At 60.7% G+C, this 23,863-nt stretch carries 22 protein-coding genes; 10 read left to right on the top strand and 12 right to left on the bottom strand.

The genetic code is table 11. The annotated features are described in order from the left end of the window. Positions 1-103 precede the first annotated feature (103 nt). Positions 104-1,399, top strand: coding sequence for a glycine betaine monooxygenase oxygenase subunit (gbca, locus tag AC3ZU9_RS10390; RefSeq protein ID WP_015886251.1), 1,296 nt, complete (start codon positions 104-106; stop codon positions 1,397-1,399). Between the two features lie 926 nt (positions 1,400-2,325). Here the strand turns inward: gbca and etfB are convergent. The 6 genes from etfB to AC3ZU9_RS10360 form a co-directional block, all read right to left on the bottom strand. Next, positions 2,326-3,096, bottom strand: coding sequence for an electron transfer flavoprotein subunit beta (gene etfB, locus AC3ZU9_RS10385; RefSeq protein WP_102061888.1), 771 nt, complete (start codon positions 3,094-3,096; stop codon positions 2,326-2,328). Positions 3,097-3,106: 10 nt separating this feature from the next. Beyond that, positions 3,107-4,327 (bottom strand): electron transfer flavoprotein subunit alpha, encoded by a 1,221-nt coding sequence (gene etfA / locus AC3ZU9_RS10380; RefSeq protein WP_093542473.1) that lies wholly within the window; start codon positions 4,325-4,327, stop codon positions 3,107-3,109. Next, entirely contained in the window at positions 4,327-6,270 is a 1,944-nt protein-coding gene (gene dgcB, locus AC3ZU9_RS10375; RefSeq protein WP_064054274.1) for a dimethylglycine demethylation protein DgcB, read from the bottom strand. The genes etfA and dgcB overlap by 1 nt, the downstream gene beginning before the upstream one ends. 170 nt (positions 6,271-6,440) lie before the next feature. Further along, complete coding sequence (gene dgcA / locus AC3ZU9_RS10370) at positions 6,441-8,501, bottom strand: dimethylglycine demethylation protein DgcA (RefSeq protein ID WP_093542477.1); 2,061 nt, start codon at positions 8,499-8,501, stop codon at positions 6,441-6,443. A gap of 15 nt (positions 8,502-8,516) precedes the next feature. Beyond that, complete coding sequence (locus AC3ZU9_RS10365) at positions 8,517-9,047, bottom strand: DUF5943 domain-containing protein (protein WP_015886256.1); 531 nt, start codon at positions 9,045-9,047, stop codon at positions 8,517-8,519. Positions 9,048-9,116: 69 nt separating this feature from the next. Further along, positions 9,117-10,094, bottom strand: a complete 978-nt coding sequence (locus tag AC3ZU9_RS10360) for a dipeptidase (RefSeq protein WP_015886257.1) — start codon at positions 10,092-10,094, stop codon at positions 9,117-9,119. Positions 10,095-10,313: 219 nt separating this feature from the next. Between AC3ZU9_RS10360 and AC3ZU9_RS10355 the strand changes: the two genes are divergently transcribed. Then, positions 10,314-10,715, top strand: a complete 402-nt coding sequence (locus AC3ZU9_RS10355; protein ID WP_490090667.1) for a lysozyme inhibitor LprI family protein — start codon at positions 10,314-10,316, stop codon at positions 10,713-10,715. 3 nt (positions 10,716-10,718) lie between these two features. Here the strand turns inward: AC3ZU9_RS10355 and AC3ZU9_RS10350 are convergent, their stop codons facing one another. Then, complete coding sequence (locus AC3ZU9_RS10350) at positions 10,719-11,957, bottom strand: type II toxin-antitoxin system HipA family toxin (RefSeq protein WP_015886259.1); 1,239 nt, start codon at positions 11,955-11,957, stop codon at positions 10,719-10,721. Beyond that, positions 11,954-12,250 carry a helix-turn-helix domain-containing protein gene (locus AC3ZU9_RS10345; RefSeq protein WP_015886260.1) on the bottom strand — a complete coding sequence of 99 codons (297 nt, stop codon included), beginning with the start codon at positions 12,248-12,250 and terminating at the stop codon, positions 11,954-11,956. Before AC3ZU9_RS10345 ends, AC3ZU9_RS10350 begins: the two co-directional genes overlap by 4 nt. A 217-nt stretch (positions 12,251-12,467) precedes the next feature. Between AC3ZU9_RS10345 and AC3ZU9_RS10340 the strand changes: the two genes are divergently transcribed. Continuing rightward, the gene (locus AC3ZU9_RS10340; RefSeq protein ID WP_490090666.1) at positions 12,468-12,884 is read left to right on the top strand and encodes a DUF3010 family protein; all 417 of its coding nucleotides are present in this window, start codon (positions 12,468-12,470) and stop codon (positions 12,882-12,884) included. Between the two features lie 123 nt (positions 12,885-13,007). On the opposite strand, the gene AC3ZU9_RS10335 is transcribed toward AC3ZU9_RS10340, so the two are convergent. Further along, on the bottom strand, positions 13,008-14,186 hold the full coding sequence (locus AC3ZU9_RS10335) for an ATP-binding protein (protein ID WP_015886262.1): 1,179 nt from the start codon (positions 14,184-14,186) through the stop codon (positions 13,008-13,010). 68 nt (positions 14,187-14,254) lie between these two features. After that, positions 14,255-15,199: a GlxA family transcriptional regulator gene (locus AC3ZU9_RS10330; RefSeq protein ID WP_490090665.1), complete on the bottom strand. Its 945-nt coding sequence runs from the start codon at positions 15,197-15,199 to the stop codon at positions 14,255-14,257. 194 nt (positions 15,200-15,393) lie between these two features. Here AC3ZU9_RS10330 and AC3ZU9_RS10325 point away from each other — a divergent pair, with 194 nt between their 5' ends. From AC3ZU9_RS10325 to AC3ZU9_RS10305, 5 genes are all read left to right on the top strand, one after another. Then, complete coding sequence (locus tag AC3ZU9_RS10325) at positions 15,394-16,338, top strand: choline ABC transporter substrate-binding protein (RefSeq protein ID WP_015886264.1); 945 nt, start codon at positions 15,394-15,396, stop codon at positions 16,336-16,338. An 87-nt stretch (positions 16,339-16,425) separates the two neighbouring features. Further along, on the top strand, positions 16,426-17,313 hold the full coding sequence (cdhC, locus tag AC3ZU9_RS10320) for a 3-dehydrocarnitine:acetyl-CoA trimethylamine transferase CdhC (protein WP_490090664.1): 888 nt from the start codon (positions 16,426-16,428) through the stop codon (positions 17,311-17,313). A 65-nt stretch (positions 17,314-17,378) separates the two neighbouring features. Further along, positions 17,379-18,344 carry an L-carnitine dehydrogenase gene (locus AC3ZU9_RS10315; RefSeq protein ID WP_102061884.1) on the top strand — a complete coding sequence of 322 codons (966 nt, stop codon included), beginning with the start codon at positions 17,379-17,381 and terminating at the stop codon, positions 18,342-18,344. Positions 18,345-18,357: 13 nt separating this feature from the next. After that, positions 18,358-18,858 carry a thioesterase family protein gene (locus tag AC3ZU9_RS10310; protein ID WP_093542485.1) on the top strand — a complete coding sequence of 167 codons (501 nt, stop codon included), beginning with the start codon at positions 18,358-18,360 and terminating at the stop codon, positions 18,856-18,858. A 224-nt stretch (positions 18,859-19,082) separates the two neighbouring features. Continuing rightward, a complete protein-coding gene (locus AC3ZU9_RS10305; RefSeq protein ID WP_015886268.1) occupies positions 19,083-19,346 on the top strand; it encodes a hypothetical protein in 264 nt (87 codons plus the stop codon). Between the two features lie 95 nt (positions 19,347-19,441). Here AC3ZU9_RS10305 and gbdR read toward each other — a convergent pair whose 3' ends face one another. Beyond that, positions 19,442-20,545, bottom strand: coding sequence for a choline metabolism transcriptional regulator GbdR (gene gbdR / locus AC3ZU9_RS10300; protein WP_005792167.1), 1,104 nt, complete (start codon positions 20,543-20,545; stop codon positions 19,442-19,444). A 520-nt stretch (positions 20,546-21,065) separates the two neighbouring features. Next, positions 21,066-22,442 carry an L-serine ammonia-lyase gene (locus tag AC3ZU9_RS10295; RefSeq protein WP_046034970.1) on the bottom strand — a complete coding sequence of 459 codons (1,377 nt, stop codon included), beginning with the start codon at positions 22,440-22,442 and terminating at the stop codon, positions 21,066-21,068. A 4-nt stretch (positions 22,443-22,446) separates the two neighbouring features. Between AC3ZU9_RS10295 and AC3ZU9_RS10290 the strand changes: the two genes are divergently transcribed. Both AC3ZU9_RS10290 and AC3ZU9_RS10285 read left to right on the top strand, forming a co-directional pair. Continuing rightward, positions 22,447-22,662, top strand: coding sequence for a hypothetical protein (locus AC3ZU9_RS10290; RefSeq protein ID WP_145994247.1), 216 nt, complete (start codon positions 22,447-22,449; stop codon positions 22,660-22,662). Positions 22,663-22,858: 196 nt separating this feature from the next. Further along, the gene (locus AC3ZU9_RS10285) at positions 22,859-23,806 is read left to right on the top strand and encodes a choline ABC transporter substrate-binding protein (RefSeq protein ID WP_015886270.1); all 948 of its coding nucleotides are present in this window, start codon (positions 22,859-22,861) and stop codon (positions 23,804-23,806) included. The last annotated feature ends 57 nt before the right edge of the window (positions 23,807-23,863 follow it).

Genomic DNA, 23,863 nt, shown 5'->3' with positions numbered 1-23,863 from the left:
GGCCCCACACTCGCTCCCAACACAGACGCTTTCTTTACGCCTTGCTGCAAACCTGATTAGCCACTTATCTCGGCCACACAGAATGGCCATGAGGACACACACGATGGACGTCACCGCAACTTTAAGCTTGGGCGATCCGCTGGAACCCGCACGCAAGGCCACCGCGCAGATGCTGCAAGAGCGCGAGCGCACCTTTTCGCTGCCACAGCCGTTCTACTCTGATGAGCGGTTGTTTGATATCGACATGCAGGAGATCTTCCAGAAAGAGTGGTTGATCGCCGGCATGACCTGCGAGATCCCCACCAAGGGCAACTACCTGACCCTGCAAGTGGGCAAAAACCCGATCATCGTGATCCGTGGCGCCGAAGGCGTGGTGCATGCCTTCCACAACGTGTGCCGCCACCGTGGCTCGCGCTTGTGCACCAGCGACAAGGGCAAGGTCGCCAAACTGGTGTGCCATTACCACCAGTGGACCTACGAACTGGACGGGCGCCTGCTGTTCGCCGGTACCGAGATGGGCGCCGACTTCGACATGAAGCAGTACGGCTTGAAGCCGGTGAACGTGAAGACCGCGGGTGGCTACATCTTCATCAGCCTGGCTGAGAACCCGCCGGCCATCGATGACTTCCTGTCGACACTGAACCACTACATGGAACCCTACGACATGGAGAACACCAAGGTGGCGATTCAGACCACCTTGTTCGAAAAGGCCAACTGGAAGCTGGTGCTGGAAAACAACCGCGAGTGCTACCACTGCAACGCTTCGCACCCGGAACTGCTCAAAACCCTGCTGGAATGGGATGACGTCACCGACCCGCGCGCCGACCAGGCGTTCAAGGACCACGTGGCCGCGTCTGCCGCTGCCTGGGATGCCGAGAAGATCCCTTACGCCCACGCGAGCTTCGGCTTGCGTAACCGCATCGTGCGCATGCCGCTGCTCAAGGGCACCGTGTCGATGACCCTGGACGGCAAGCAGGGCTGCGCCAAACTCATGGGTCGCATCAAGAACCCGGACCTGGGCTCGATGCGCATTTTGCACCTGCCGCACTCGTGGAACCACTGCATGGGTGACCACATCATCGTGTTCACCGTGTGGCCGATCAGCGCCCAGGAAACCATGGTCACCACCAAGTGGATCGTGCACAAGGATGCGGTCGAGGGCGTGGATTATGACGTGGAGCGCATGCGCCAGGTGTGGGACGCCACCAACGACCAGGATCGTCGCCTGGCCGAAGAGAACCAGCGCGGGATCAACTCCACCGCCTACCAGCCCGGCCCTTACTCCAAGACCTATGAGTTCGGCGTGGTGAACTTCGTGGATTGGTACAGCGAGCGCATGCTCAGCAACTTGGGTGCCGCCCCGGCGCCGTACCTCAAAGGTGTTGCCGTACACGAATAAAAAGGTGGGGCTTGCCTGCGATGGCGGTATGGGCTGATACAACGCCATCGCAGGCACCTCCCACATTAGCTTTCACCCATGATCAAAATTTGATCAACCCCCTTGCAGACCAATCGCATCCTGCCTTCCAGCCTTTCCCCAACAACTTATCCACAAAGCCACCCACAGCAATTGTGGGCAACTGCGCTATCCCCTAAAAATAAATGAAGAAAATCCGTGACTTATTCGTGCTGCCAGTTTTAACGCACAGCTGATCACTTTCTGACCAATACCGTGAAAGCCATGTAAACCGTGGCTTGTAGCGGTACGCAAACACCTTATCCACAGAAGCACCAACAGACTTTGGGGGCAACTTTGACGATGCTGTGGAAAACCGCTTCAAACCTTCATAAATCGCGGTTTACACGAGTTTTAGTCGAAAAAAATCGTGAATCGATCAGATTTTGACCAATCGAATGAAAGCCTTTATTTATAAGGGCTGCAGCTGAGAGCGAACACGTTATCCACAGAAGCGCCAACAGAGTATGGGGGCAAGTCGGCTGGGAAAAATGCACAGAGACAGGGAAAAACCCAAGTAAAAACCGTCAGTTAGCTTGGTTGTTTTTCGTACAGAGGGCTGCAGGGCTTGATTCACAGGGGCTGTGGACAACCGCGAACAGGTTATCCACAGACGGGTCAACAGGGATTGTGGGTAAGCTCAAGGGACTTCAAGTATGGGGGGGAGCTGGCTTCCCTGCTATAGCCATTGGAATCTACACATCGTTGTAGTGAGCGGGCTTGCCCCGCGCCGGGGGGCGAAGCCGCCCCAAACCAAACGACTTGGTTTTATCTGAAACTCAGCGGCGTATTTATTGGGGCGGCTTCGCCCCCCAGCGCGGGGCAAGCCCGCTCACTACAGGTACAGATACGCCAGCTCCCACAGGGGATCAGCGTACGACGCCTTCCTCAACCAGCAGCTTGAGAATGGCCTCGGCGCCCGCTTCCGGGCTGAGTCCCTTGAGCACTTGCCCACCGCCGCCGCTGGCCTTGGCCGTGGCGGCTTTCATACGATCGGCGCCGCTCTTGGCCTTGATCACCTTGAGCCGCTTGGGGCGAGGCTTGGCCGGTTGCAGCACGGCCCCTGTGTATAACGCGTCCTGCTCGACTTCAACTTCGTGAGCCGCCAGTTCACCGCGCTGCGCCGGGCCGTACGCACTTTGCCGAGACTTGGGCGCGGCGTTATCCACGGTCGCCAGGAACGGCAAACGCACCTTCAACCGGCGCCGCTGGCCGCGTGGCAGGGCTTGCAGCACATGGGCCACGCCCGCTTCGATCGATTCAACCTGCGCCAGCCCGACAATCAGCGGCCAGCCCAACTGCTCGGCCAGCAAGAACGGCAACATGCCCGAGCCTTCACCGGTTTCAGCCTGGCTGCCAGTGAGCACCACCTGGGCACCGGCATCGCGCAAGTACTCACTGAGTACCGGCAACGCATCGCTGCCAGCCGGTTGCTCCAGTACATGTAACTCTGGCAAGCCCATGCCCAGGTAACTGCGCAGTGTCGGTTCGGCGATGTTGCCGGCGTGCAGCACCTGCAACTTATCCCCAGCCATTTGCAGGCCCAGTTCGACGGCGCGCGCGTCCTGCTCAGCACGGCGCGGGCGCCCGGAGGTAGGGTGGGCACCGATGGACACCAGGCTGATTACATTCGTCGTCATGGTCATATCCTTAAGCAGCATCGCGCTTGGCGCCGTTGCGGTAGGTCTCGACCGCCGCGATCAAGGCTTGCAGTATCGCGGCGCTTTCGCCGATGACCGAGAGGTCGGCACGCTTGATCATGTCGCAGCCAGGATCCAGGTTGATCGCCACCACCTTGTCGCAGGCGCCGATGCCCTGCAGGTGCTGGATCGCCCCGGAAATGCCCACGGCCACATACACCCGCGCCGTGACCCAGGTGCCGCTGGCGCCCACCTGACGGTCACGCGCCATGAAGCCATCGTCCACCGCGACGCGGGAGGCGCCTTCGGTGGCACCCAACGCCGCAGCGGTCTGGTGGAACAGCGCCCAGTCCTTCACCCCATTGCCACCGGAGAAAATGAATTCGGCCTCGGCCATGGGAATAGCCCCCGGGTCCACCGCCACCGCGCCGAGGTCCTCGATGCGCGGCAAACTGCGCGCCAGGGCTGTGGATAACTCCACAGGCAACGCTTCGTGACGGGTTTCGCTGACGGGCTCCGCGCACTCTACGGCAGCCAGGATCAGGCGCGGCAGCGGCCGGGCCAAGTCTTCCTGGCCAGCACCGGCGCGGCCGATGCACTCGTCGCCCTTGATCTGCCACACCCGCGTGGCCGGGCGCTCCTTGAGGCTCGCGGCAAAACGTCGGCCCAGTTCGCCGCCACCGCTGCGGCTGTCCGGCAGCAACCAATGACGCGGGTTGAACTGGTTATCCACAGCGCGCAAACCTTGAACCCGTTGCTCCGGTGAATAACCGTCGAATTCGTGGCCCTCAAGCACCAGCAGACGGTCGACGCCAGCGGTGGCAAACGTACTTTCCTTGTGCTCGCCAAACACCACCGCCAGCACCGCGCCGTCGCTGCCGGCGAGTTGCCGCGCTAGGCCAAGCAGGTCGCGGTCGTGGCTGCTCAAGCGGCCGCCCACCATGTCCGGCACCACGTTGATGTAGAAGGCAGGCGCAGGCACCTGATGCAGCGGCAACTGCACTTCCACCGCCGCCGTGCGCTTGGCCGCGCCGCCCTGCTGGGCACCGCTGCGGTCGATACGCTTGATGCCGTTGGGGCCGATAAAACCGACGCCGTGTACGTTCTTGCGAATGACACCGTTAGGTCCCATCCAACTGTGTTGTACCGGCTGCATGGCCGCGTGCAGCGGGTGCAAGCGGTTGCGGGCGATCCATTCGGCCCGTGGGTCGCGGCGGATAATGTCGCTCATCAATGCACCTCCGCAGGTTCAAGTTTGGCCGGGGCCTTGGCCGGTGCGGCGTCTTCCAGCAACGCATCAGCCACCAACTCCGCGATATCCTTGATCAATGGGCGCGGCTCGACCACACCTTCCAGCATCGCGGTACATTGCGGGCAACCCACGGCCACCAGCTCGGCGCCGGTTTCGCGGATGTCGTCCATGCGCATGTCCGGGATACGTTGCTTGCCGGGAATGTCAGTAATCGGCGCCCCACCCCCACCGCCGCAGCAGCGAGAACGGAAGCCCGAGCGTTGCATCTCCTTGACCTCGATGCCCAGCGCCCGCAGCACTTGGCGCGGCGCCTCGTATTCGCCGTTGTAGCGGCCCAGGTAGCACGGGTCGTGATAGGTCACGCTATTGCCCTTGTGCTGGCCCAGGTTCAGCGCGCCCTCGCCGATCAACTCGGCCATGAAGGTACTGTGGTGCTGCACGAGGTAGTTGCCGTTAAAGGCGCCGTACTCGTTCTTCAGCACGTGGAAACTGTGCGGGTCGCACGTGACGATGCGCTTGAAGCTGTACTTGGCCAACGTCTGGATATTGCGCGTGGCCAGCAACTGGAATGTCGCTTCATCGCCCAGACGGCGGGCTACATCTCCGCTGTCGCGTTCTTCCAGGCCGAGCACGGCAAAGTCCACCTTGGCCGCTTTGAGCACTTTGACAAAGGCTCGCAGCGTGCGTTGGTTACGCATGTCGAAGGCGCCATCGCCGACCCAGAACAGCACCTCGGCACTGCCCTTGTCGCTGAGCAACGGCAGGTTCAGATCCGCCGCCCAGTTCAGGCGACCACCCGGTGCGAAACCGCCGGGGTTGTCGGTGGCGATCAAATTCTCGAGGACTTCGGCGCCCTTGTTCGGCGTGGCCCCTTTTTCCAGGGTGAGGTGGCGGCGCATGTCGACGATGGCGTCCACGTGCTCGATCATCATCGGGCACTCTTCCACACAGGCACGGCAGGTGGTGCATGACCACAGGGTCTCGGCGTCCACCAGGCCGTTGACGATGGGCTGGTGCGGGTTGCCGCTGTGTTCGCCGATCGGTTTGCCTGGATAGGGGCTGCCGGCAAATTTGGCATCGGTGCCGCCGGCCAGGCCGACCACCATATCCTGAATGAGTTTTTTCGGGTTCAGCGGCTGGCCGGCGGCGAACGCCGGGCACGCGGCTTCGCACTTGCCGCACTGCACGCAGGCGTCGAAACCGAGCAATTGGTTCCAAGTGAAATCCTTGGGTTTCTCCACACCCAGCGGCGCGGACTTGTCGCTGAGGTCCAGCGGCTTCAAACCGGTGGAACGGCCACCGCCAAAGCGTTCGGCGCGGCGGTGCCAGGCCAGGTGCAAGGCACCGGCGAAGGCGTGTTTCATCGGGCCGCCCCAAGTCATGCCGAAGAACATCTCGGACACGCCCCACAACACACCGACGCTGAGCAGCGCAGCGAGCAGCCAGCCGCCGAAATCAGCCGGCAGGATTCCAGCCACCGGTAGCGTCACCAGGAAGAAACTCACCGAGAACGCCATGAGGCTTTTCGGCAGGCGCATCCACGGGCCCTTCGACAGGCGCGACGGCGGATTGCGCCGCCGCAGATAGACGAACGTGGCGCCGACAAACATCAGCACCGAGGCCAGCAGCAAGGCGTAGCCGAGGATGCGGTTATGCAGGCCGAAACCGTGTACGAGGATCGCCAGCAGCGCCGACAGCACAAACCCCAGCGCGGTCGCGACGTGGGTGTTGGCGATGTATTTGTCGCGGGCGACCACGTGGTGCAGGTCGACCATGTAGCGCTTGGGCATGGCCAGCAGGCCGCCCAGCAGGTCAACCTTGGAAGCGCGGCCACGGCGCCACATGTTCACCCGGCGCAGAGCGCCGAGGACGGCCAGGCCCAACGCGGCAAACAACAGAATAGGCAGCAAGGTGTTCAACATGGTGAAGCTCCCACAGACCACACAGGTCTACTGTGAAACTGGCCTTAATGTGGGAGGGGGCGTGCTCCCGATGGCGGCGAATCAGCCACACATGCATCAACTGACACACTGCCATCGGGAGCAAGCCCCCTCCCACATTTGGACCGAGTCCACATTATTTCGGTGTCGGGTCAGAAATCCTTGCACAAGCGCAGGGCGTCATAGATCGCAGCGTGGGTATTACGCTGCGCCACACAGTCGCCAATGCGGAACAGCAAGTACCCGTCACCCGCCTCGCTCAAGCACGGCTGCGGCTTGATCGCGAACAAGGCTTCGACGTCGATCTGGCCCTTGTTGCGCGAGCCTTCCTTGAGCGCGTAGTAGATGGCTTCATCCGGACGCACGCCGTTTTCAACCACCACCTGGTCGACCACCCGTTCCTCTTTGGCACCGGTGTATTCGTTCTCCAGCACCGCCACCAGCTTGTCGCCCTCGCGGTAGACCTTTTCCAGCATCATGTCGCCGGTCATGATCACTTCCTTGGGGTACATGCTGCGGTAGTAGGTCGGGAACGACGTACCGCCGATGGCCACGCCCGGTTTGATATCGTCGGTGACGATCTCGACCTGGCAGCCTTTGTCCGCGAGGAAATCCGCGACCGACATGCCGGTGAATTCGCAGATGGTGTCGTACACCAACACGTTTTTACCCGGTGCGACCTTGCCGTCGAGCACGTCCCAACTGCTGACGACCAAGCCTTCGGCCGCGCCCCAGTGTTCGTTCTGCTCCACATTCGGGTGCCCGCCCACCGCCAGCACCACCACATCCGGGCGCAGGTCCAGGATGGTGTCGGCATCGGCCGCCACGCCCAGGCGCAGGTCGACTTTCAAACGTGCCAGCTCCAACTGGAACCAGCGGGTGATCCCGGCAATCTGATCGCGCTGTGGCGCTTTCGAGGCGGTGGTGATCTGCCCGCCGATAAACTCTTTCTTTTCGAGCAGGGTCACGTCGTGGCCACGTTCGGCAGCCACGCGTGCGGCTTCCATCCCGGCCGGGCCGGCACCGACCACCACGACTTTGCGTTTTGGTCCGGTGGACTTCTCGATGATGTGGGGCACGCCCATGTATTCACGGGAAGTCGCAGCGTTCTGGATGCACAGCACATCCAGGCCCTGGTACTGGCGGTCGATGCAATAGTTGGCGCCGACGCACTGCTTGATCTGGTCGATCTGGCCCATCTTGATCTTGGCGATCAGGTGCGGGTCGGCGATGTGTGCACGGGTCATGCCGACCATGTCCACATAGCCGCCTTCCAGAATGCGCGTGGCCTGGTTCGGGTCCTTGATGTTCTGCGCGTGCAGCACCGGGACCTTGACCACTTCCTTGATACCGGCGGCCAGGTGCAGGAACGGCTCCGGTGGATAACTCATGTTGGGGATAACGTTGGCCAGGGTGTTGTGGGTGTCGCAACCCGAGCCCACCACGCCGATGAAATCGAGCATGCCAGTGTCGTCGTAATACTTGGCGATCTGCTTCATGTCCTCGTGGGACAGGCCGTCCGGGTGGAACTCGTCGCCGCACAGGCGCATACCCACGCAGAAGTCGTCACCGACCTCGGCACGCACGGCTTTGAGGACTTCCAGGCCGAACTTCATGCGGCCTTCAAAGCTACCGCCCCACTCGTCGGTACGCTTGTTGACCCGTGGGCTCCAGAACTGGTCGATCATGTGCTGGTGCACGGCCGACAGCTCCACACCGTCCAGGCCACCGGCCTTGGCGCGCTTGGCGGCGCTGGCGTAGTTACCGATCACGCGCCATATTTCCTCGGGCTCGATGGTCTTGCAGGTGGCACGGTGCACCGGCTCACGCACGCCGGACGGCGACATCAGGGTGGGCCAGTTGAAGCCGTCCCAACGCGAGCGACGGCCCATGTGGGTAATCTGGATCATGATCTTGGCGCCATGCTTGTGCATGGCGTCAGCCAGGTTCTGGAAGTGCGGGATGATGCGGTCGGTGGACAGGTTGACCGAGCTCCACCACTCCTGCGGACTGTCGATGGCGACCACCGAGGAACCGCCGCAGATCGCCAGGCCGATGCCGCCCTTGGCTTTCTCTTCGTAATACTTCACATAGCGGTCGGTGGTCATGCCGCCGTCGGTGGCATACACCTCGGCGTGAGCGGTGCTGAGCACGCGGTTGCGGATGGTCAGTTTGCCGATCTGGATCGGCGCAAACATTGCTTCGAAAGCCATGGCACGGTCCTCGGCTTACAACGGCTTGACGGTGAACAGGCCGTCATCGTGGCCCTCTTCGGAGCCTCCGTAGACTTGTTCGGCGACGGTGCGGATCTTGCTTCCGCGCGCTTCGAGAATCTGGTCCATCGCGCCGGCAAACCAGCCAGTGAACATGTAGTCCACTTTGCGCCCGACCTTGCCGTACACGTAGACGAACGCCGAGTGTTCGAGCTTGACGCTGGCGGTGCCTTTGTCGAGGTCGATGTCTTGGATCTTGAACAGGCCCCAGCCGCGTTGCGACAGGCGCTTCATGTAATGCTCGAACACCGCGACGCCTTCCAGGCCGTGGCACTCGGCTTCTTTTTCACACCAGTGCCAGGCGGATTTGTAGCCGGCCTTGTAGAGGATCTCGGCATAGGCGTCGGCGCCCAGCACTTCTTCGATGCCGATGTGGTTATTCACGAAAAAATGACGTGGCACGTACAACATCGGCAGGGCGTCGGAAGTCCAGACACCGGTTTCGCTGTCAACTTCGATAGGCAATTGCGGGGCGATCTTGGCCATGGAAACTTAACTCCAGAAAATTCTTGGTAGTGCCCCCGACGCGAACGGCCGGGGGAGAAATGCGGTGGCTTATTCGCCCCAGACGTCCTTGAGCACGTTGACCCAGTTCTCGCCCATGATCTTGCGCACCACGCGCTCAGGATGGCCGCGCTTGAGCAGGGTCTCGGTGAGGTTGGGGAACTCGCCCACGGTGCGGATGCCCAGCGGGTTGATGATCTTGCCGAAGCTGGTCAGGCGGCGTGCGTAGCCCTTGTCATGGGTCAGCATTTCGAAGAAATCCTGGCCATGGCCCTGGGTGAAGTCGGTGCCGATGCCGATCGCGTCTTCACCGACGATGTTCATGGTGTATTCGATGGCTTCGGCGTAGTCGTCGATGGTCGAATCGATGCCCTTGGCCAGGAACGGCGCGAACATGGTCACGCCGACAAAGCCGCCGTGGTCAGCGATGAACTTCAGCTCTTCATCGGATTTATTGCGCGGGTGCTCTTTGAGCCCGGACGGCAGGCAGTGCGAATAGCACACCGGTTTCTTCGATTCGAGGATGACTTCTTCGGACGTCTTGGAGCCCACATGGGACAGGTCGCACATGATGCCGACGCGGTTCATCTCGCCGACCACCTCACGGCCAAAGCCCGACAGGCCGCCATCACGCTCGTAGCAACCGGTGCCGACCAGGTTCTGGGTGTTGTAGCACATCTGCACCACACCGACGCCGAGCTGCTTGAAGATCTCGACGTAGCCGAGCTGGTCTTCGAAGGCATGGGCGTTCTGGAAGCCGAAAATGATGCCGGTCTTGCCCTGTTCCTTGGCTTTGCGGATGTCCGCGGTGGTTTTCACCGGGATCACCAAGTCACTGTTCTCACGGATCAGGGTCTGGCTGGCCACGATATTGTTGATGGTGGCCTGGAACCCTTCCCACACCGACACCGTGCAGTTGGCAGCCGTGAGGCCACCTTTGCGCATGTCTTCGAACAGGTCGCGGTTCCACTTGGCAATAATCAGCCCGTCGATAACGATGCTGTCGGCGTGCAATTCGGCTGGGCTCATCAGGCGTCCCCTTATTGGCGATTCATGCGCCGAATCGTCTGCCGGCGCTTTGGGGCCAGCATATGCCCAGGGGCCGACGGAGCCGGGTGCAAAAACGACAGGGGAATTGCCGAAAGCGTCAATCCACGACAAAGGCTGTTAAGAGAGGTCTGACTGGCGACTGTTCATTGTCTTACGCTTGAGCCAGAATTCCCGCATCACCTGATATGAGACGGCGCAATGAAATCGATTTTCCTGGCTTTGGCACTCATCGCAACCGGCGTTCACGCGGCCGAAGACTCCGATAGCACGCCGTGCGACGGCATCGAAAACGACAAGCAAACCCTGGAATGCGCCTCTTACAACAAAACCACCGCTGAGCAACTGCTCAAGGATAACTATCAGGGCCTGCTGGAACGCATGGGTTCGACCTATGGCAGCGACAAGACCAAACTGGCCGACATTACCGCTCGTCTGAAGGATGCGCAGCAGAAGTGGGAGAAATTGCGCGATGCCGATTGCGCCGTGGATACGTTCCCGGCCGTGAACGGCACCAAGGCCTATGCGATTGCGCAGAATGATTGTTTGGCGCGAATGAGTGATGAGCGGTCGGAGTTTTTGGAATCGATTGGGCAGGAGTGACGGCTAGAAGGCTTTCCATATTGAGTTGAAGGCCATTTGCAGATGATCACGCTGAATTTTGTCGATATGGAGGTCCGCGCAATGCTGGCTCCACTTCGACAAGGCCTCCATGGTCTGCTCGATGTAAAGCTCGGGTTCGAGAAAGCTGAAGGGTTCACAGACCTTCCTGATTGCCTGGCGTGATGGCTGGCCCGTACCTGCAAAGGCACAGGTATGTTCATTCCCGCGACCGCTGGTATTGGCAAACGTCAGGTCATAAGCTGGCGCCATCTGCCAGCCAGCCGAGGAGCCGAAGAACGAGAAGTTTTTCGCGTGATCGTCGCGATTGTGAGCCAACGCATTGAAGACCATCAGCCGAGCCATTTTCTGCACATCACCGGCGTTTTGGGTGATGGCGAAGGTCAGGCGCAACAGGTCGCCGTAGTCAAGGCTGGGCATGCGGAAATCGGCATACAGGATCGCCGCGCAGGTCAGCATATGGCGCTTGATGTGACCGGTTCGGTCAAAGCGTCGAGTGTTGAAAAAACGCTCTAGTCCGGTATCCGTCTGTACCTCGAGCAGGCTTGAATCCGAGACTTCGACCCCCGCGTTACGAGCGATCTCGGCGTAGGCTTGTTCGATAGCGCCACTGTCGCGATGCTCGCCCTGACTGCGGAATTTGATCAACCAGTGTTCATAGCCTTCAGGCATCTCACCAAATGAAGAAATGGCCTGCTGCTTGTCGGTCGAGAGCCCAATGACTGCCTTTGGCCGCGCACCACCGGGAGAGCCTCCCGCCAGACGCAATGACTCGATCACCTCGTGCGTTTCGCCAGACAATACGTTTTGCGAAGCGTGGTAAAGGGACGCCAGATCCAGCTCGCCTTGCTCTGAATCTTTCTCAAGCATCGGCCTATACTCAAGCGCCCCCATGCCCCGATTGCCCATATAGGCCAGCCGGTCCAATGGGCGTATCGCACGCCGTTCAATTCCCAATTTCATGCGAAAGAAACGGTCCATCAGCAACAGCCCCCAGCCATCGGGCAACGAATCGCTGAACGCCCCCGGCAGGCCACCGAAAAGTAACTCGTCAGCTGCCAACTGAGGTGTGGAAGAAAAGTCCATGTACAACGGCGCCAGGTTGAAGCCGTTCGCCAACCAACTCGGATCATACGAAAAATAAATCCCCCTGCCGGGTGCATCCACCAGCTCACCGACGTGTGAGCCTTGCAACATAACGTGCAGTGCGGAGACTGTTTTCATCGACGCCCTCGAAGCCTGGTTTGACTTTTCAATTCCTGGAGACTGATCGGCGGCGGCGCACTGAACAGATTCGCCATTTGCGCCCCTACCCCCAGGCTCATCGCGATCAGCAGTAAGGCATCAAGGGAAACCTTTCCGGTCGTTTCAAAGCGCTTGAGCGTGGACTCGGCCACTCCCGACTGGGCTGCCAAGGCTCGGCGAGAAAGGTTCTTGCTCAGCCGCAGTGCCTTGGCATTTCCAGCGATCTGCAAAGCAATCTCGCCGGGGGCGTAGAGAATATGGGTAAGGGCCATGGTCCGACCTCAAATGAGTGTTAACAAGTGTAGCACCCGCAGGAAGCCCACATAAAATAATGGACAACCTGCTATCCATGAATATGTTTTTCTTAGCATAAGAGACAACCTGGTATCTCTTATTAAAATATAAATCTGACCTGGATTGCCGCGCCTTTGACCCCCCTCGAAAGGTGCGCGACCATCTGCGCCATCTCACGTCCTTCAAGGCTAAACCATGAAAACCTGCGGCATCGAAATCAAAGGCAGCGAAGCCATCATCGCCGTCGCCTCCCTGGACAACCAGGCGCTGACCCATGTCGCCCTGGCGACCAAGAAAATCGCGCTGGACGACGACGATGAGGCCGCCAACGTCAAAGCCTTCGCCGCCCAGGTGAAGGCGTTTGTGCAGGAAAATGCCATCGAGCGCATCGCCATCAAGAAGCGCAGCAAGAAAGGTGAGTTTGCCGGTGGGCCGACCACGTTCAAGATTGAAGGGGTATTTCAGTTGCTGGACGGTGTTGAGGTGACGCTGTTGTCGCCGCAGACCATCAATGCACAGAACAAGAAGCACACCTTTGACTTGCCGGTGACGCTGAACAAATATCAGCATGAGGCGTACAAGGCGGCGTGTTCGGCACTGGTCAAGAAATAAGCCACACCCTATATCAATGTGGGAGCTGGCTTGCCTGCGATGGCGGTGTATCAGCCAGCATCTACAGCGCTGCCCCACCGCTATCGCAGGCAAGCCAGCTCCCACATGTGCTCAGCGTTTGATTCAGTTAAGTGCTCGGCGCCGGTGCTGCAGCCAATCTCCGAAGGATTTGTCCTCCAGGGCATAGCCACCCCGGCTCGACTTCCATACCAGCTCTTTATCACGCAGGGCATCGATACAGGCCTGGATGGTCTGGGTGCCCGGCACTACGTCGCTGCCCATGTCTTCCAACGCCTTGCTGACGGCCGTGATGGTGCTGTCGGTAAACGGCGCGAACGGTTCGTTGTTCTGGGAGCGCTCCACCATCACTTCCAGCACCGCACGCTGGGGAATGGTGAGGGCGTTCCAGGCACTTTCGAATTCGGTCCAAACGCCGGCGCGCAGCAGTTCGGCGCGACTGTGCAGCAGTTGGCCGAGATTGCTCGCCTCCCCCAGTTCCAATGCCACTTCACCAATAATGGTGCGCAACATTTCCGGGCGACGGCCCACCAGCTCGAACGCTTCATCGATGTCGGCCGCATTGAACTGGTTGGTCTTGGCCAGAAGGCCGTTGAGGTACACGGTGTAGGCCTGTGTGAATGCTTTGCCCAACAGTGGAAATGGCGTGATGCTGGACCCGAAGAACGGCTGGCTTTTACCTAATACCAGATGGGCAAGCTTGTCGCGATTGGACCCCGTGAACACCAGGCGCAACCCGCTGCCCTCGCCTTCACGACCTTGGTTGAGCTGGTCCCGGGCGGCCTTGAGGGCAAACATCGCGTTAACACCCGCTTCGGTGGTGAGCGCGTGCTGGGCTTCGTCGATCACCAGCACGACGGTTTTCTCGGCAGCGCTGTGAAGCAGCTCCAGCGCTTGCGTCAGTGTCGCGCCTGCAGGCAATTGCGGCTTGGTGAAATCCCAGGACAAGGTGCGCAGGAAGCTGAGCTTTTCGATGCCGATATTTTTGGCCAGTTTGCGGATGCCCTTTTCAAAGGGCACCAGGGCACCGGCAATGGCACTGGAGATCAGGTCGGCGGGGTCTTTTTCCTTGTCGGCCCACAGGTCGACATACACCGCCAGCCAACCACGTGCCTGGCATTCAGGAACAAGGTCCTCACGCAAAAAAGTACTTTTGCCCGTGCGACGCGGCGCCGCGAGAAATAGGCCAGAGGTGAAATCCTGAATACCGGCCCCCACCAGGCCATCGGCAATGCTGCTTGCCAGGTCGGGACGGCGGAATACAAAGCCGCTGTTCTTGGACATGCTTTTATACTCAATTATGGAAAGGACTATAAATTATAGTAACGAGTATAATTGACTATAATCAGCCGTCAAACCACCGCCCGTCGCCGATCCTCCCTCGGACACTTGGCAAACCTCGCCCGATAACTCCTAGTGAAATACGACGGCGACTCAAACCCACAGGCAATGCTCACCTCCAGCACGCTCAAATCACTCTGGCGCAGCAACTGTCGGGCTTTTTCAAGGCGCAGGCCGAGGTAGAAGTTGCTCGGTGTGTCGTTCAGATGCAGGCGAAACAGGCGCTCCAATTGCCGCCGAGTGACTTTGATCGCCTCGGCCAAGGCCAATGTGCTCAGCGGCGGCTCGGTGTGTTGCTCCATCTCGCCGATCACTTGCACCAATTTTTTGTTGTTGATGCCGTAGCGCGTGGCGATCTGCATGCGCTGGTGGTCTTTGCGTGGGCGGATACGGCTGAGCACGAATTGTTCGGAAACCTGGATCGCCAGCTCCGAGCCATGAGCCTGGGCGATCAGGTCGAGCATCAGGTCGATGGACGCCGTGCCGCCAGCGCAGGTGATGCGGCGGCGGTCGATTTCGAAGAGTTCCTGGGTCACTGTGAGCTGCGGGTAGGATTCCTTGAACGCGTCGATGGCTTCCCAGTGCAGGGTCAGGCGGTGGCCGTCGAGCAAACCGGCTTCGGCCAGTACACAGGCGCCGGTGTCGATGGCGCCGAGGGTCACGCCGTCATGGTCGAGGCGGCGCAGCCAGTGTTCCAGCGCAGGAGTGGCGAACTGCAGCGGCTCAAAGCCGGCCACCACCAGCAAGGTCGCGCCTTTTTTCAGCGGTTCCAGCGCTGCATCGGCGTTGACCGACATGCCATTGCTCGCAAGCACCGCGCCGCCGTCCGCGCTCAATATGTGCCAGCGGTACAACTCGCCGCGAAAGCGGTTGGCCACTCGCAGCGGTTCCAGCGCAGAGATAAACCCGATGGCCGAAAAACCCGGCATCAGCAGAAAGTAGAAATCCTGGGACATGGTGGCGCTCTCGTAATACGGGCAGCGTGCTCACTGTGATACGCCAGTTCAACGGGCCATTCAAGAGCACAGGTCGCTGCAGTGCAAGAGCGGGTCGCCGCCGTGCGTTTTGTCGCCCCTAAAGCTACGTAACGTGATCCCACGGCGCACAAAGACGCCGGACCCCACAATAACGACCTGCCGAGGGATCCACCATGAACCGACTGATTCGCCGCTGCGTGCTCGCACTCAGCGCCAGCGCCATCTTGAGCACCCACGTAATGGCCGCCGATGCGGCGTCCTGCCAGAACGTGCGCATGGGCGTGGTGAACTGGACCGACGTAATCGCCACCAGCGCCATGACCCAAGTGTTGCTCGACGGCCTCGGCTACAAGACCAAACAGACCAGCGCCTCCCAGCAAATCATCTTCGCCGGTATCCGCGACCAGCGCCTGGACCTGTTCCTGGGCTACTGGAACCCGCTGATGACCCAGACCATCACGCCGTTCGTCGACGCCAAGCAAGTCAAGGTGCTGGACAAGCCCAGCCTGGAAGATGCCCGCGCCACCCTCGCCGTGCCGACTTACCTGGCGGACAAAGGCCTGAAAACCTTCGCCGACATCGCCAAGTTCGAGAAAGAGCTGGGCGGCAAGATCTACGGCATCGAGCCAGGCTCGGGCGCCAACACCCAGATCAAGGCGATGATCGCCAAGAACCAGTTCGGCCTGGGCAAGTTCCAGTTGGTCGAATCCAGTGAAGCCGGCATGCTCGCCGCCGTCGACCGCGCGGTTCGCCGCAAGGAAGCCGTGGTGTTCTTCGGCTGGGCGCCGCACCCGATGAACGTCAACGTCGCCATGACGTACCTCACCGGCAGCGACGACGCCCTGGGCCCGAACGAAGGCATGGCGACCGTGTGGACCGTGACCGCGCCAACCTACGCCGAACAGTGCCCCAACGTGCACAAACTGCTGACCAACCTGACCTTCACCGCCGCCGACGAGAGCCGGATGATGCAGCCGTTGCTGGATCACAAGGACGCCCTCGAGTCCGCCAAACAGTGGCTCAAGGATCACCCGCAGGACCAGGCGCGCTGGCTGGAAGGGGTGACCACCTTCGACGGCAAACCGGCGGCAGCCAACCTGCAATTGACCAGCAAGTAACCCCCTTTCAATCACCGCTTCGCGGTCACTTTCGACCGCGAACGGCATCGCCACACCCTTGAAATCACGCCTGTAAGGAACCGCCTCATGAACCACGACGTCATCATCACCTGCGCACTCACCGGTGCTGGCGACACGACCAGCAGAAGCCCGCACGTGCCGGTCACCCCGAAACAAATCGCCGCCGCCGCCGTGGAAGCCGCCAAGGCCGGTGCCACCGTGGTGCATTGCCACGTGCGCGACCCCGAAACCGGCAAGTTCAGCCGCGACGTTGCCCTGTACCGTGAAGTGATGGAGCGCATCCGTGAGGCCGACATCGACATCATCGTCAACCTCACCGCCGGCATGGGCGGCGACCTGGAGATCGGCGGCGGCGAGCACCCGATGGAATTCGGCCCCAACACCGACCTGGTCGGCCCGCTGACTCGCCTGGCCCATGTGGAAGAGCTGCTGCCGGAAATCTGCACCCTCGACTGCGGCACCCTGAACTTCGGCGATGGCGACACCATTTACGTGTCCACCCCGGCGCAGCTGCGGGCGGGTGCCAAACGCATCCAGGCATTGGGCGTGAAAGCCGAGCTGGAAATATTCGACACCGGCCACCTGTGGTTCGCCAAACAGATGATCAAGGAAGGCCTGCTGGACGACCCGCTGTTCCAATTGTGCCTGGGCATCCCGTGGGGCGCGCCGGCCGACACCACCACCATGAAAGCCATGGTCGACAACCTGCCCGCCGACGCTGTGTGGGCCGGCTTCGGCATCGGCCGCATGCAAATGCCAATGGCCGCACAAGCGATGTTGCTGGGCGGCAACGTGCGGGTCGGCCTGGAAGACAACCTGTGGCTGGACAAAGGCGTGCTCGCCACTAACGGTCAGTTGGTGGAGCGAGCGAGTGAAATCCTCAGCCGCCTGGGTGCACGGGTCATGACCCCGGCCGAAGGCCGCATCAAGATGGGTTTGACCAAACGCAGCTAATCAAAACGGTGGGAGGGGGCTTGCCCCCTCCCACAAGGGATCACCGAACTCTTTAGGACGTCGCCATGAGCTTTATCACTGAAATCAAAACCTTCGCCGCCCTCGGCAGCGGCGTTATCGGCAGCGGCTGGGTGGCTCGCGCGCTGGCCCACGGCCTGGATGTGGTCGCCTGGGACCCCGCGCCCGGTGCCGAAGCGGCGCTGCGCAAGCGCGTCGCCAACGCTTGGGACGCTCTGGAAAAACAAGGCCTCGCACCGGGCGCATCCCAGGACCGCCTGCGCTTTGTCGCGACCATCGAAGCGTGCGTGAAAGACGCCGACTTCATCCAGGAAAGCGCCCCGGAGCGCCTGGAACTCAAACTGGATCTGCACAGCCAGATCAGCGCCGCAGCCAAGCCGAACGCGTTGATTGGTTCTAGCACTTCGGGCTTGTTGCCAAGCGAGTTCTACGAAGGTTCGACTCACCCCGAGCGCTGCGTGGTCGGGCACCCGTTCAACCCGGTCTACTTGCTGCCGCTGGTGGAAGTGGTGGGCGGCAAGCACACTGCGCCAGAGGCGATCCAGGCGGCGATCAAGGTGTATGAATCACTCGGCATGCGCCCGCTGCATGTGCGCAAGGAAGTGCCCGGCTTTATCGCTGACCGCCTGTTGGAAGCGCTATGGCGCGAGGCGCTGCACTTGGTCAACGATGGCGTGGCCACCACCGGCGAGATCGATGACGCGATCCGCTTTGGCGCGGGCCTGCGCTGGTCGTTCATGGGCACCTTCCTCACCTATACCCTGGCGGGTGGTGATGCCGGCATGCGGCATTTCATGGCGCAGTTCGGTCCGGCGCTGCAGTTGCCGTGGACCTACCTGCCGGCGCCGGAACTGACCGACAAGTTGATTGACGATGTGGTCGACGGCACCAGCGATCAATTGGGCAAGCACAGCATTTCGGCGCTGGAGCGCTATCGTGATGATTGCCTGCTGGCGGTGCTGGAGGCGGTGAAAACCACTAAGGCCAAACACGGCATGAACTTCGCCGAATAACGGAAACCCTGACATGCCCGCACTCACCACCTACACCACCCAGGTCCACCCCGAGTGGGTGGACTACAACGGCCACTTGCGCGACGCGTTCTACCTGCTGATCTTCAGCTACGCCACCGATGCATTGATGGACACCCTGGGCCTGGACAGTGAAAACCGCGAAGCCAGCGGCCACTCGCTGTTCACCCTGGAGCTGCACCTGAACTACCTGCACGAAGTGAAACGGGGCGCCGACGTCGAAGTGCATACGCAACTGATCGCGCACGATGCCAAGCGCCTGCACCTCTATCACAGCCTGCATCTTGTGGGTGAAGAACGGGAGCTGGCGGGCAACGAACAGATGCTCTTGCACGTTGACCTCGCCGGCCCGCATTCGGCGCCGTTCACCGAGGCCACGCTGGAAAAACTCGCGGCCATCAGCGCTGAACAGGCTGACCTCGCGCGCCCCGCACTCCTTGGCCGAGTGATAGGGCTGCCACCATCGCAGGCAAAAAAAGCCCCGATCAAGCCGTGACAGGATCGGGGCAGAGTGCTTTGTGTGGCGTGACATCCCGAGGGTGACCAAACCTTCAAGTTGCTTGCCTGGCGTTCAGTGTGCCTATTACTTCTACCGGTCAATGCCTCGAAAACGACCTGTTCATAGCCATCTGAGGCATTCGTGCAATCTGCCCTTGCCGACCGGTTGAGCGGCTACCAGAATCCCAGTCAGACCCCGCTCCCTTCACCAGGATAAACGTCATGATGCATGCGGATTTGATTGACCAGGATGACCTGCTGGGCCAACTGCGCTCGCTGGGTTTCGACGTGTCCAGCGGCGCCACCGCCGAACAGGCTTGCGAGTGCGCGGTGCGCGGTTTGAACGAAGCACGGGCCAGGGCGCTCAAGGGCATGGTTGAGCAGATGTACAGCGGCAGTGCGACGATTTTGCCGGCAGTGCGGCAGGCGATCGATAAGCAGTTGTTGCCGGCACTGGTGCAGTTCAGGCAGAACTCTGGCGCCTGATAGATTGCTATCGGGGGCAAGCCCCCTCCCACAGGTTGATGTGTGAACACAGTCAAAGGTGGGAGGGGGCTTGCTCCCGATGCAGGCGACTCGGTCTACAGCCGTACGCTGGCAAACGTCGACTCATTACGCGCCTGGCTCAATGCCGACATCGGCCCCGACAACGGTGACAACACCAGCGCCTGCGGAATCGGCATCATCGCTACTTGCTGGGTGGTGTTGGAACCTACACGCTCATCCCGTGGCGGAATGCCGAAGTATTCGCGGTAGCACTTGGAGAAGTGCGGTGTAGAGACAAACCCACACACCGATGCCACTTCGATGATCGACATCGGCGTTTGCTTGAGCAACTGCCGCGCACGGATCAGGCGCAATTTGAGGTAGTAGCGTGACGGCGAACAATGCAGGTATTTCTGGAACAAGCGCTCCAGCTGGCGACGGGACACGGCGACGTACACGGCCAGTTCATCCAGGTCGATCGGCTCTTCCAGGTTGGCTTCCATCAGCGCCACGATTTCCTGCAGCTTGGGCTGGTTGGTGCCGAGCATGTGCTTGAGCGGCACCCGCTGGTGATCCTGTTCGTTGCGAATGCGTTCGTACACAAACATCTCGGAGATGGCGGCCGACAGTTCGCGACCGTGATCGCGGCTGATCAGGTGCAGCATCATGTCCAGCGGCGCGGTGCCGCCAGAGCTGGTGAAGCGGTTGCGGTCGAGGGTAAACAGGCGTGTGCTCATTGCCACGCGGGGGAAGGCTTCCTGCATCGACGCCAGGCATTCCCAGTGCACGCTGCAATCAAAACCGTCGAGCAAACCGGCGCAGGCCAGGGCCCAACTGCCTGTGCACACCGCACCCAGGCGACGGGACTGGCGCGCCTGGCTTTGCAGCCACGACACATGTTCACGGGTAACGGTGCGCTGGATACCGACGCCGCCGCACACGATCACCGTGTCCAGGGCTGGGGCTTTGTGCATGGAGGCATCGGGGGTGATTTGCAGACCGTCGCTGGCCCACACTTGGTTTCCATCGACGCTCAAGGTCGTCCAGCGGTACAGCTCACGGCCGGACAACTGGTTGGCCATGCGCAGCGGTTCGACTGCGGACGCCAGGGAAATCAGCGTGAAATTGTCCAGCAGCAAAAAGCCGATGGATTGAGGCGCACGGTTCTGGGGTTGAGCCCCTGAGTTGAACGACGTCATCGCGGTATCTCCTCACACAAAGCAGGTGGTGGCCTCAGGCGAGGCTCTTGTTATTGCGCTCAGCCTAAGGAAGGCGACGCTTTGGATTGATAGAGCAAATGCCATGCCTAAAATTGAATGGCCATTCAATAACTCCTGAAAACGACCTGATGACGCGTCTATATAAGCCCGCGCAGGAAGTGCGGGATATGACCTGAAAAGGACGTCAGAGCGAGCCTGCTCAAGCTGTGTGAGCAGTTCGGTAGCACTTGTGGGAAGGCGCTTTGAGGGCGTGGGAAACGTCTGTCACCACACGCACAGGTGACGGGTGGTCGAGAGTAAAATCGTTCGCAAGCTACTTATCTATTTGCGACGCGCCAAAAGGTGGCGCTTTTGGTTTGGGTGTTCACTTTATGAGCAGTCTGCCGACCCTTTGTGGCGAAGGAGCTTGCTCCCGCTGGAGTGCGCAGCGCTCCCAGGATCTTGGGGCCGCTACGCAGCCCAGCGGGAGCAAGCGCCCTCGCCACAAAAGCTGATCAGGTCAACACTCTACTGCGCTGACCGCCAGCCCACCCCGCGATGTCTCTTTGTACTTGTCATGCATATCCGCCCCGGTATCCCGCATGGTGCGGATCACCCGGTCCAGGGAAATAAAGTGCTGGCCGTCGCCACGCAAAGCCATCTGCGCCGCATTGATCGCCTTCACCGCTGCAATGGCATTGCGCTCGATGCACGGCACTTGCACCAGCCCACCCACGGGGTCGCAGGTCAGGCCCAAGTTGTGCTCCAGGCCGATTTCGGCGGCGTTGCACAGTTGCTCCGGCGTGGCGCCGAGGATCTCCGCCAGCCCGGCGGCGGCCATGGCACAGGCCGAGCCCACCTCCCCTTGGCAGCCGACTTCGGCGCCGGAAATCGAGGCGTTTTTCTTGCACAGGATGCCGACCGCCGCCGCGCCGAGCAGGTAGTCGACCACGTTGGCTTCCGTCACCTCCTCGCTGAATTTCATGAAGTAATGCAGCACCGCTGGAATAATCCCCGCCGCACCGTTGGTGGGTGCCGTGACCATGCGCCCACCGGCCGCGTTTTCCTCGTTCACCGCCAGGGCGAACAGATTGACCCATTCCATCGCGCTCAAGGTCGAGCCGATCACATTCGGCTTGCCCAATTCCTGCAAACTGCGGTGCAGCTTGGCGGCGCGGCGGCGCACGTTCAGGCCGCCGGGCAGGATGCCTTCGTGCTTGAGGCCCTGCTCCACGCAATCCTGCATGGCGCGCCAGAGCTTCATCAGGCCACTGCGGATTTCTTCTTCCGAGCGCCAGGTTTTTTCGTTGGCCAGCATCAATTCGGCCACGCGCAGGTTGTGGGTCTTACACAGCTGTAACAGCTCCACCGCGCTGGAAAAATCATAGGGCAACTCGGTGCGGTCCATATCGGCCACGCCGCTTTGCGCCTGGGCCTCATCCACCACAAAGCCGCCCCCCACCGAATAGTAGGTGTCGCGGTGCAACTCACCGTTATCGTCGTACACCACCAAGGTCATGGCGTTGGGGTGGAAGGGCAGGTTTTCGTCCAGCAGGCGCATGTCACGGGCCCACACGAACGGCACGGGCAAGCGCCCGTCCAGCAGCAGGGTGTCGGTCTCGCGCAGGGTGTGGATCCGCAGGCCGATTTGCGCCGGATCGATCGCGTCCGGCCACTCGCCCATCAGGCCCATGATGGTGGCCGTGTCGCTGCCGTGGCCGATGCCCGTGGCCGACAAGGAACCGTAGAGCTGAACTTCAACGCGCCGAACCTGTTCCAACCATTCACGTTCACGCAGTGCTTGAACGAACAACGCCGCGGCGCGCATGGGGCCGACGGTGTGAGAACTCGAAGGCCCGATGCCGATCTTGAACAGGTCGAAAACGCTGATAGCCATTGCCGTGAAACTCCTCGGTGAGTACGGGCCAGGCACCAAGGAGCTGCTACGCTCAGATCGCCCAGATGGCGGCATCATCAAGCTTTTATCCGCCCTCACGGCGTCTCACACCGACGTAACCATGCTCACCAGCGCCGCCCGTGCGCAATCACCTGTTTTGGCCGTTTTTGGCGGTGCAGATGGGCAAAAACTGCAGTTTTGCCTTGGGAAAAACCTGTAAGCGACGTCACCGACACTGGATGCGACCCTGCCTGTACTGGATACGACGCCCCCTGTAGGCGTCAGATTTTCACTGGTACATGATCAGTCTCGACTCGTTTGCAAGGCACCGTGCCAGAGCTGTTGTCGCACGCACCAACCGCAACACTTATAAAGCGCGGCGAAGGCCGCCAGAAAAAACACAGGAGTCTAGCCCCATGAAAGCTTCACCCTCGTTGTTGTTGGCCGCCATGCTGAGTCTGCCAGTCCTGGCGCACGCTGCAGAACCGGCACAATGTCAGACCGTCAACTTCTCCGATGTCGGCTGGACCGACATCACCGTCACTACCGCGACCACCAGCGAAGTCCTCAAGGGCCTCGGCTACAAGCCGCGCACCACGATGATTTCGGTACCGGTGACCTACAAGTCCCTGGCCGACGGCAAGAACATGGACATTTTCCTCGGCAACTGGATGCCGACCATGGAAAACGACATCAAGCAGTACCGTGATGCCGGCACCGTGGAAACCGTGCGCGCCAACCTGGAGAACGCCAAGTACACCCTCGCGGTCCCGGAAGCGCTGTACAACAAAGGCCTGAAGGACTTCGCCGATATCGCCAAATTCAAGGATGAGCTGGGCGGCAAGATCTACGGCATCGAGCCGGGTAACGACGGCAACCGCACCATCCAGACCCTCATCGACAAAGACGCCTTCGGCCTGAAAACCGCCGGTTTCAAAGTCGTCGAGTCCAGCGAAGCCGGCATGCTCTCCCAGGTTGAACGTGCCACCAAGCGTGACCAGGCCATCGTGTTCCTCGGCTGGGAACCGCACCCGATGAACACCCGCTTCAAGATGAAGTACCTGACCGGGGGTGACGATTCGTTCGGCCCCAACTACGGCCAGGCGACCATCTACACCAACACCCGCAAGGGCTACACCCAGGAATGCAGCAACGTGGGTCAGTTGCTGAAAAACCTGTCGTTCACCCTGAACATGGAAAGCACCCTGATGGGTAACGTCCTGGACGACAAGATGAAGCCCGACGCCGCCGCCAAGGCTTGGCTGAAGAAGAACCCGCAAGTCCTCGACACTTGGCTCGCCGGTGTCACTACCGTTGACGGCAAACCAGGTCTGGAAGCCGTAAAAGCCTACCTCGACAAGTAACGCAGCTGACCCCGGGCCGGTGCGCTGGCCCGGGATGTTTTCCCCTTCGCATGTGGA

The organism is Pseudomonas sp. A39 (genome assembly GCF_058145955.1).
This window is presented reverse-complemented; position numbering and strand designations above follow the sequence as displayed.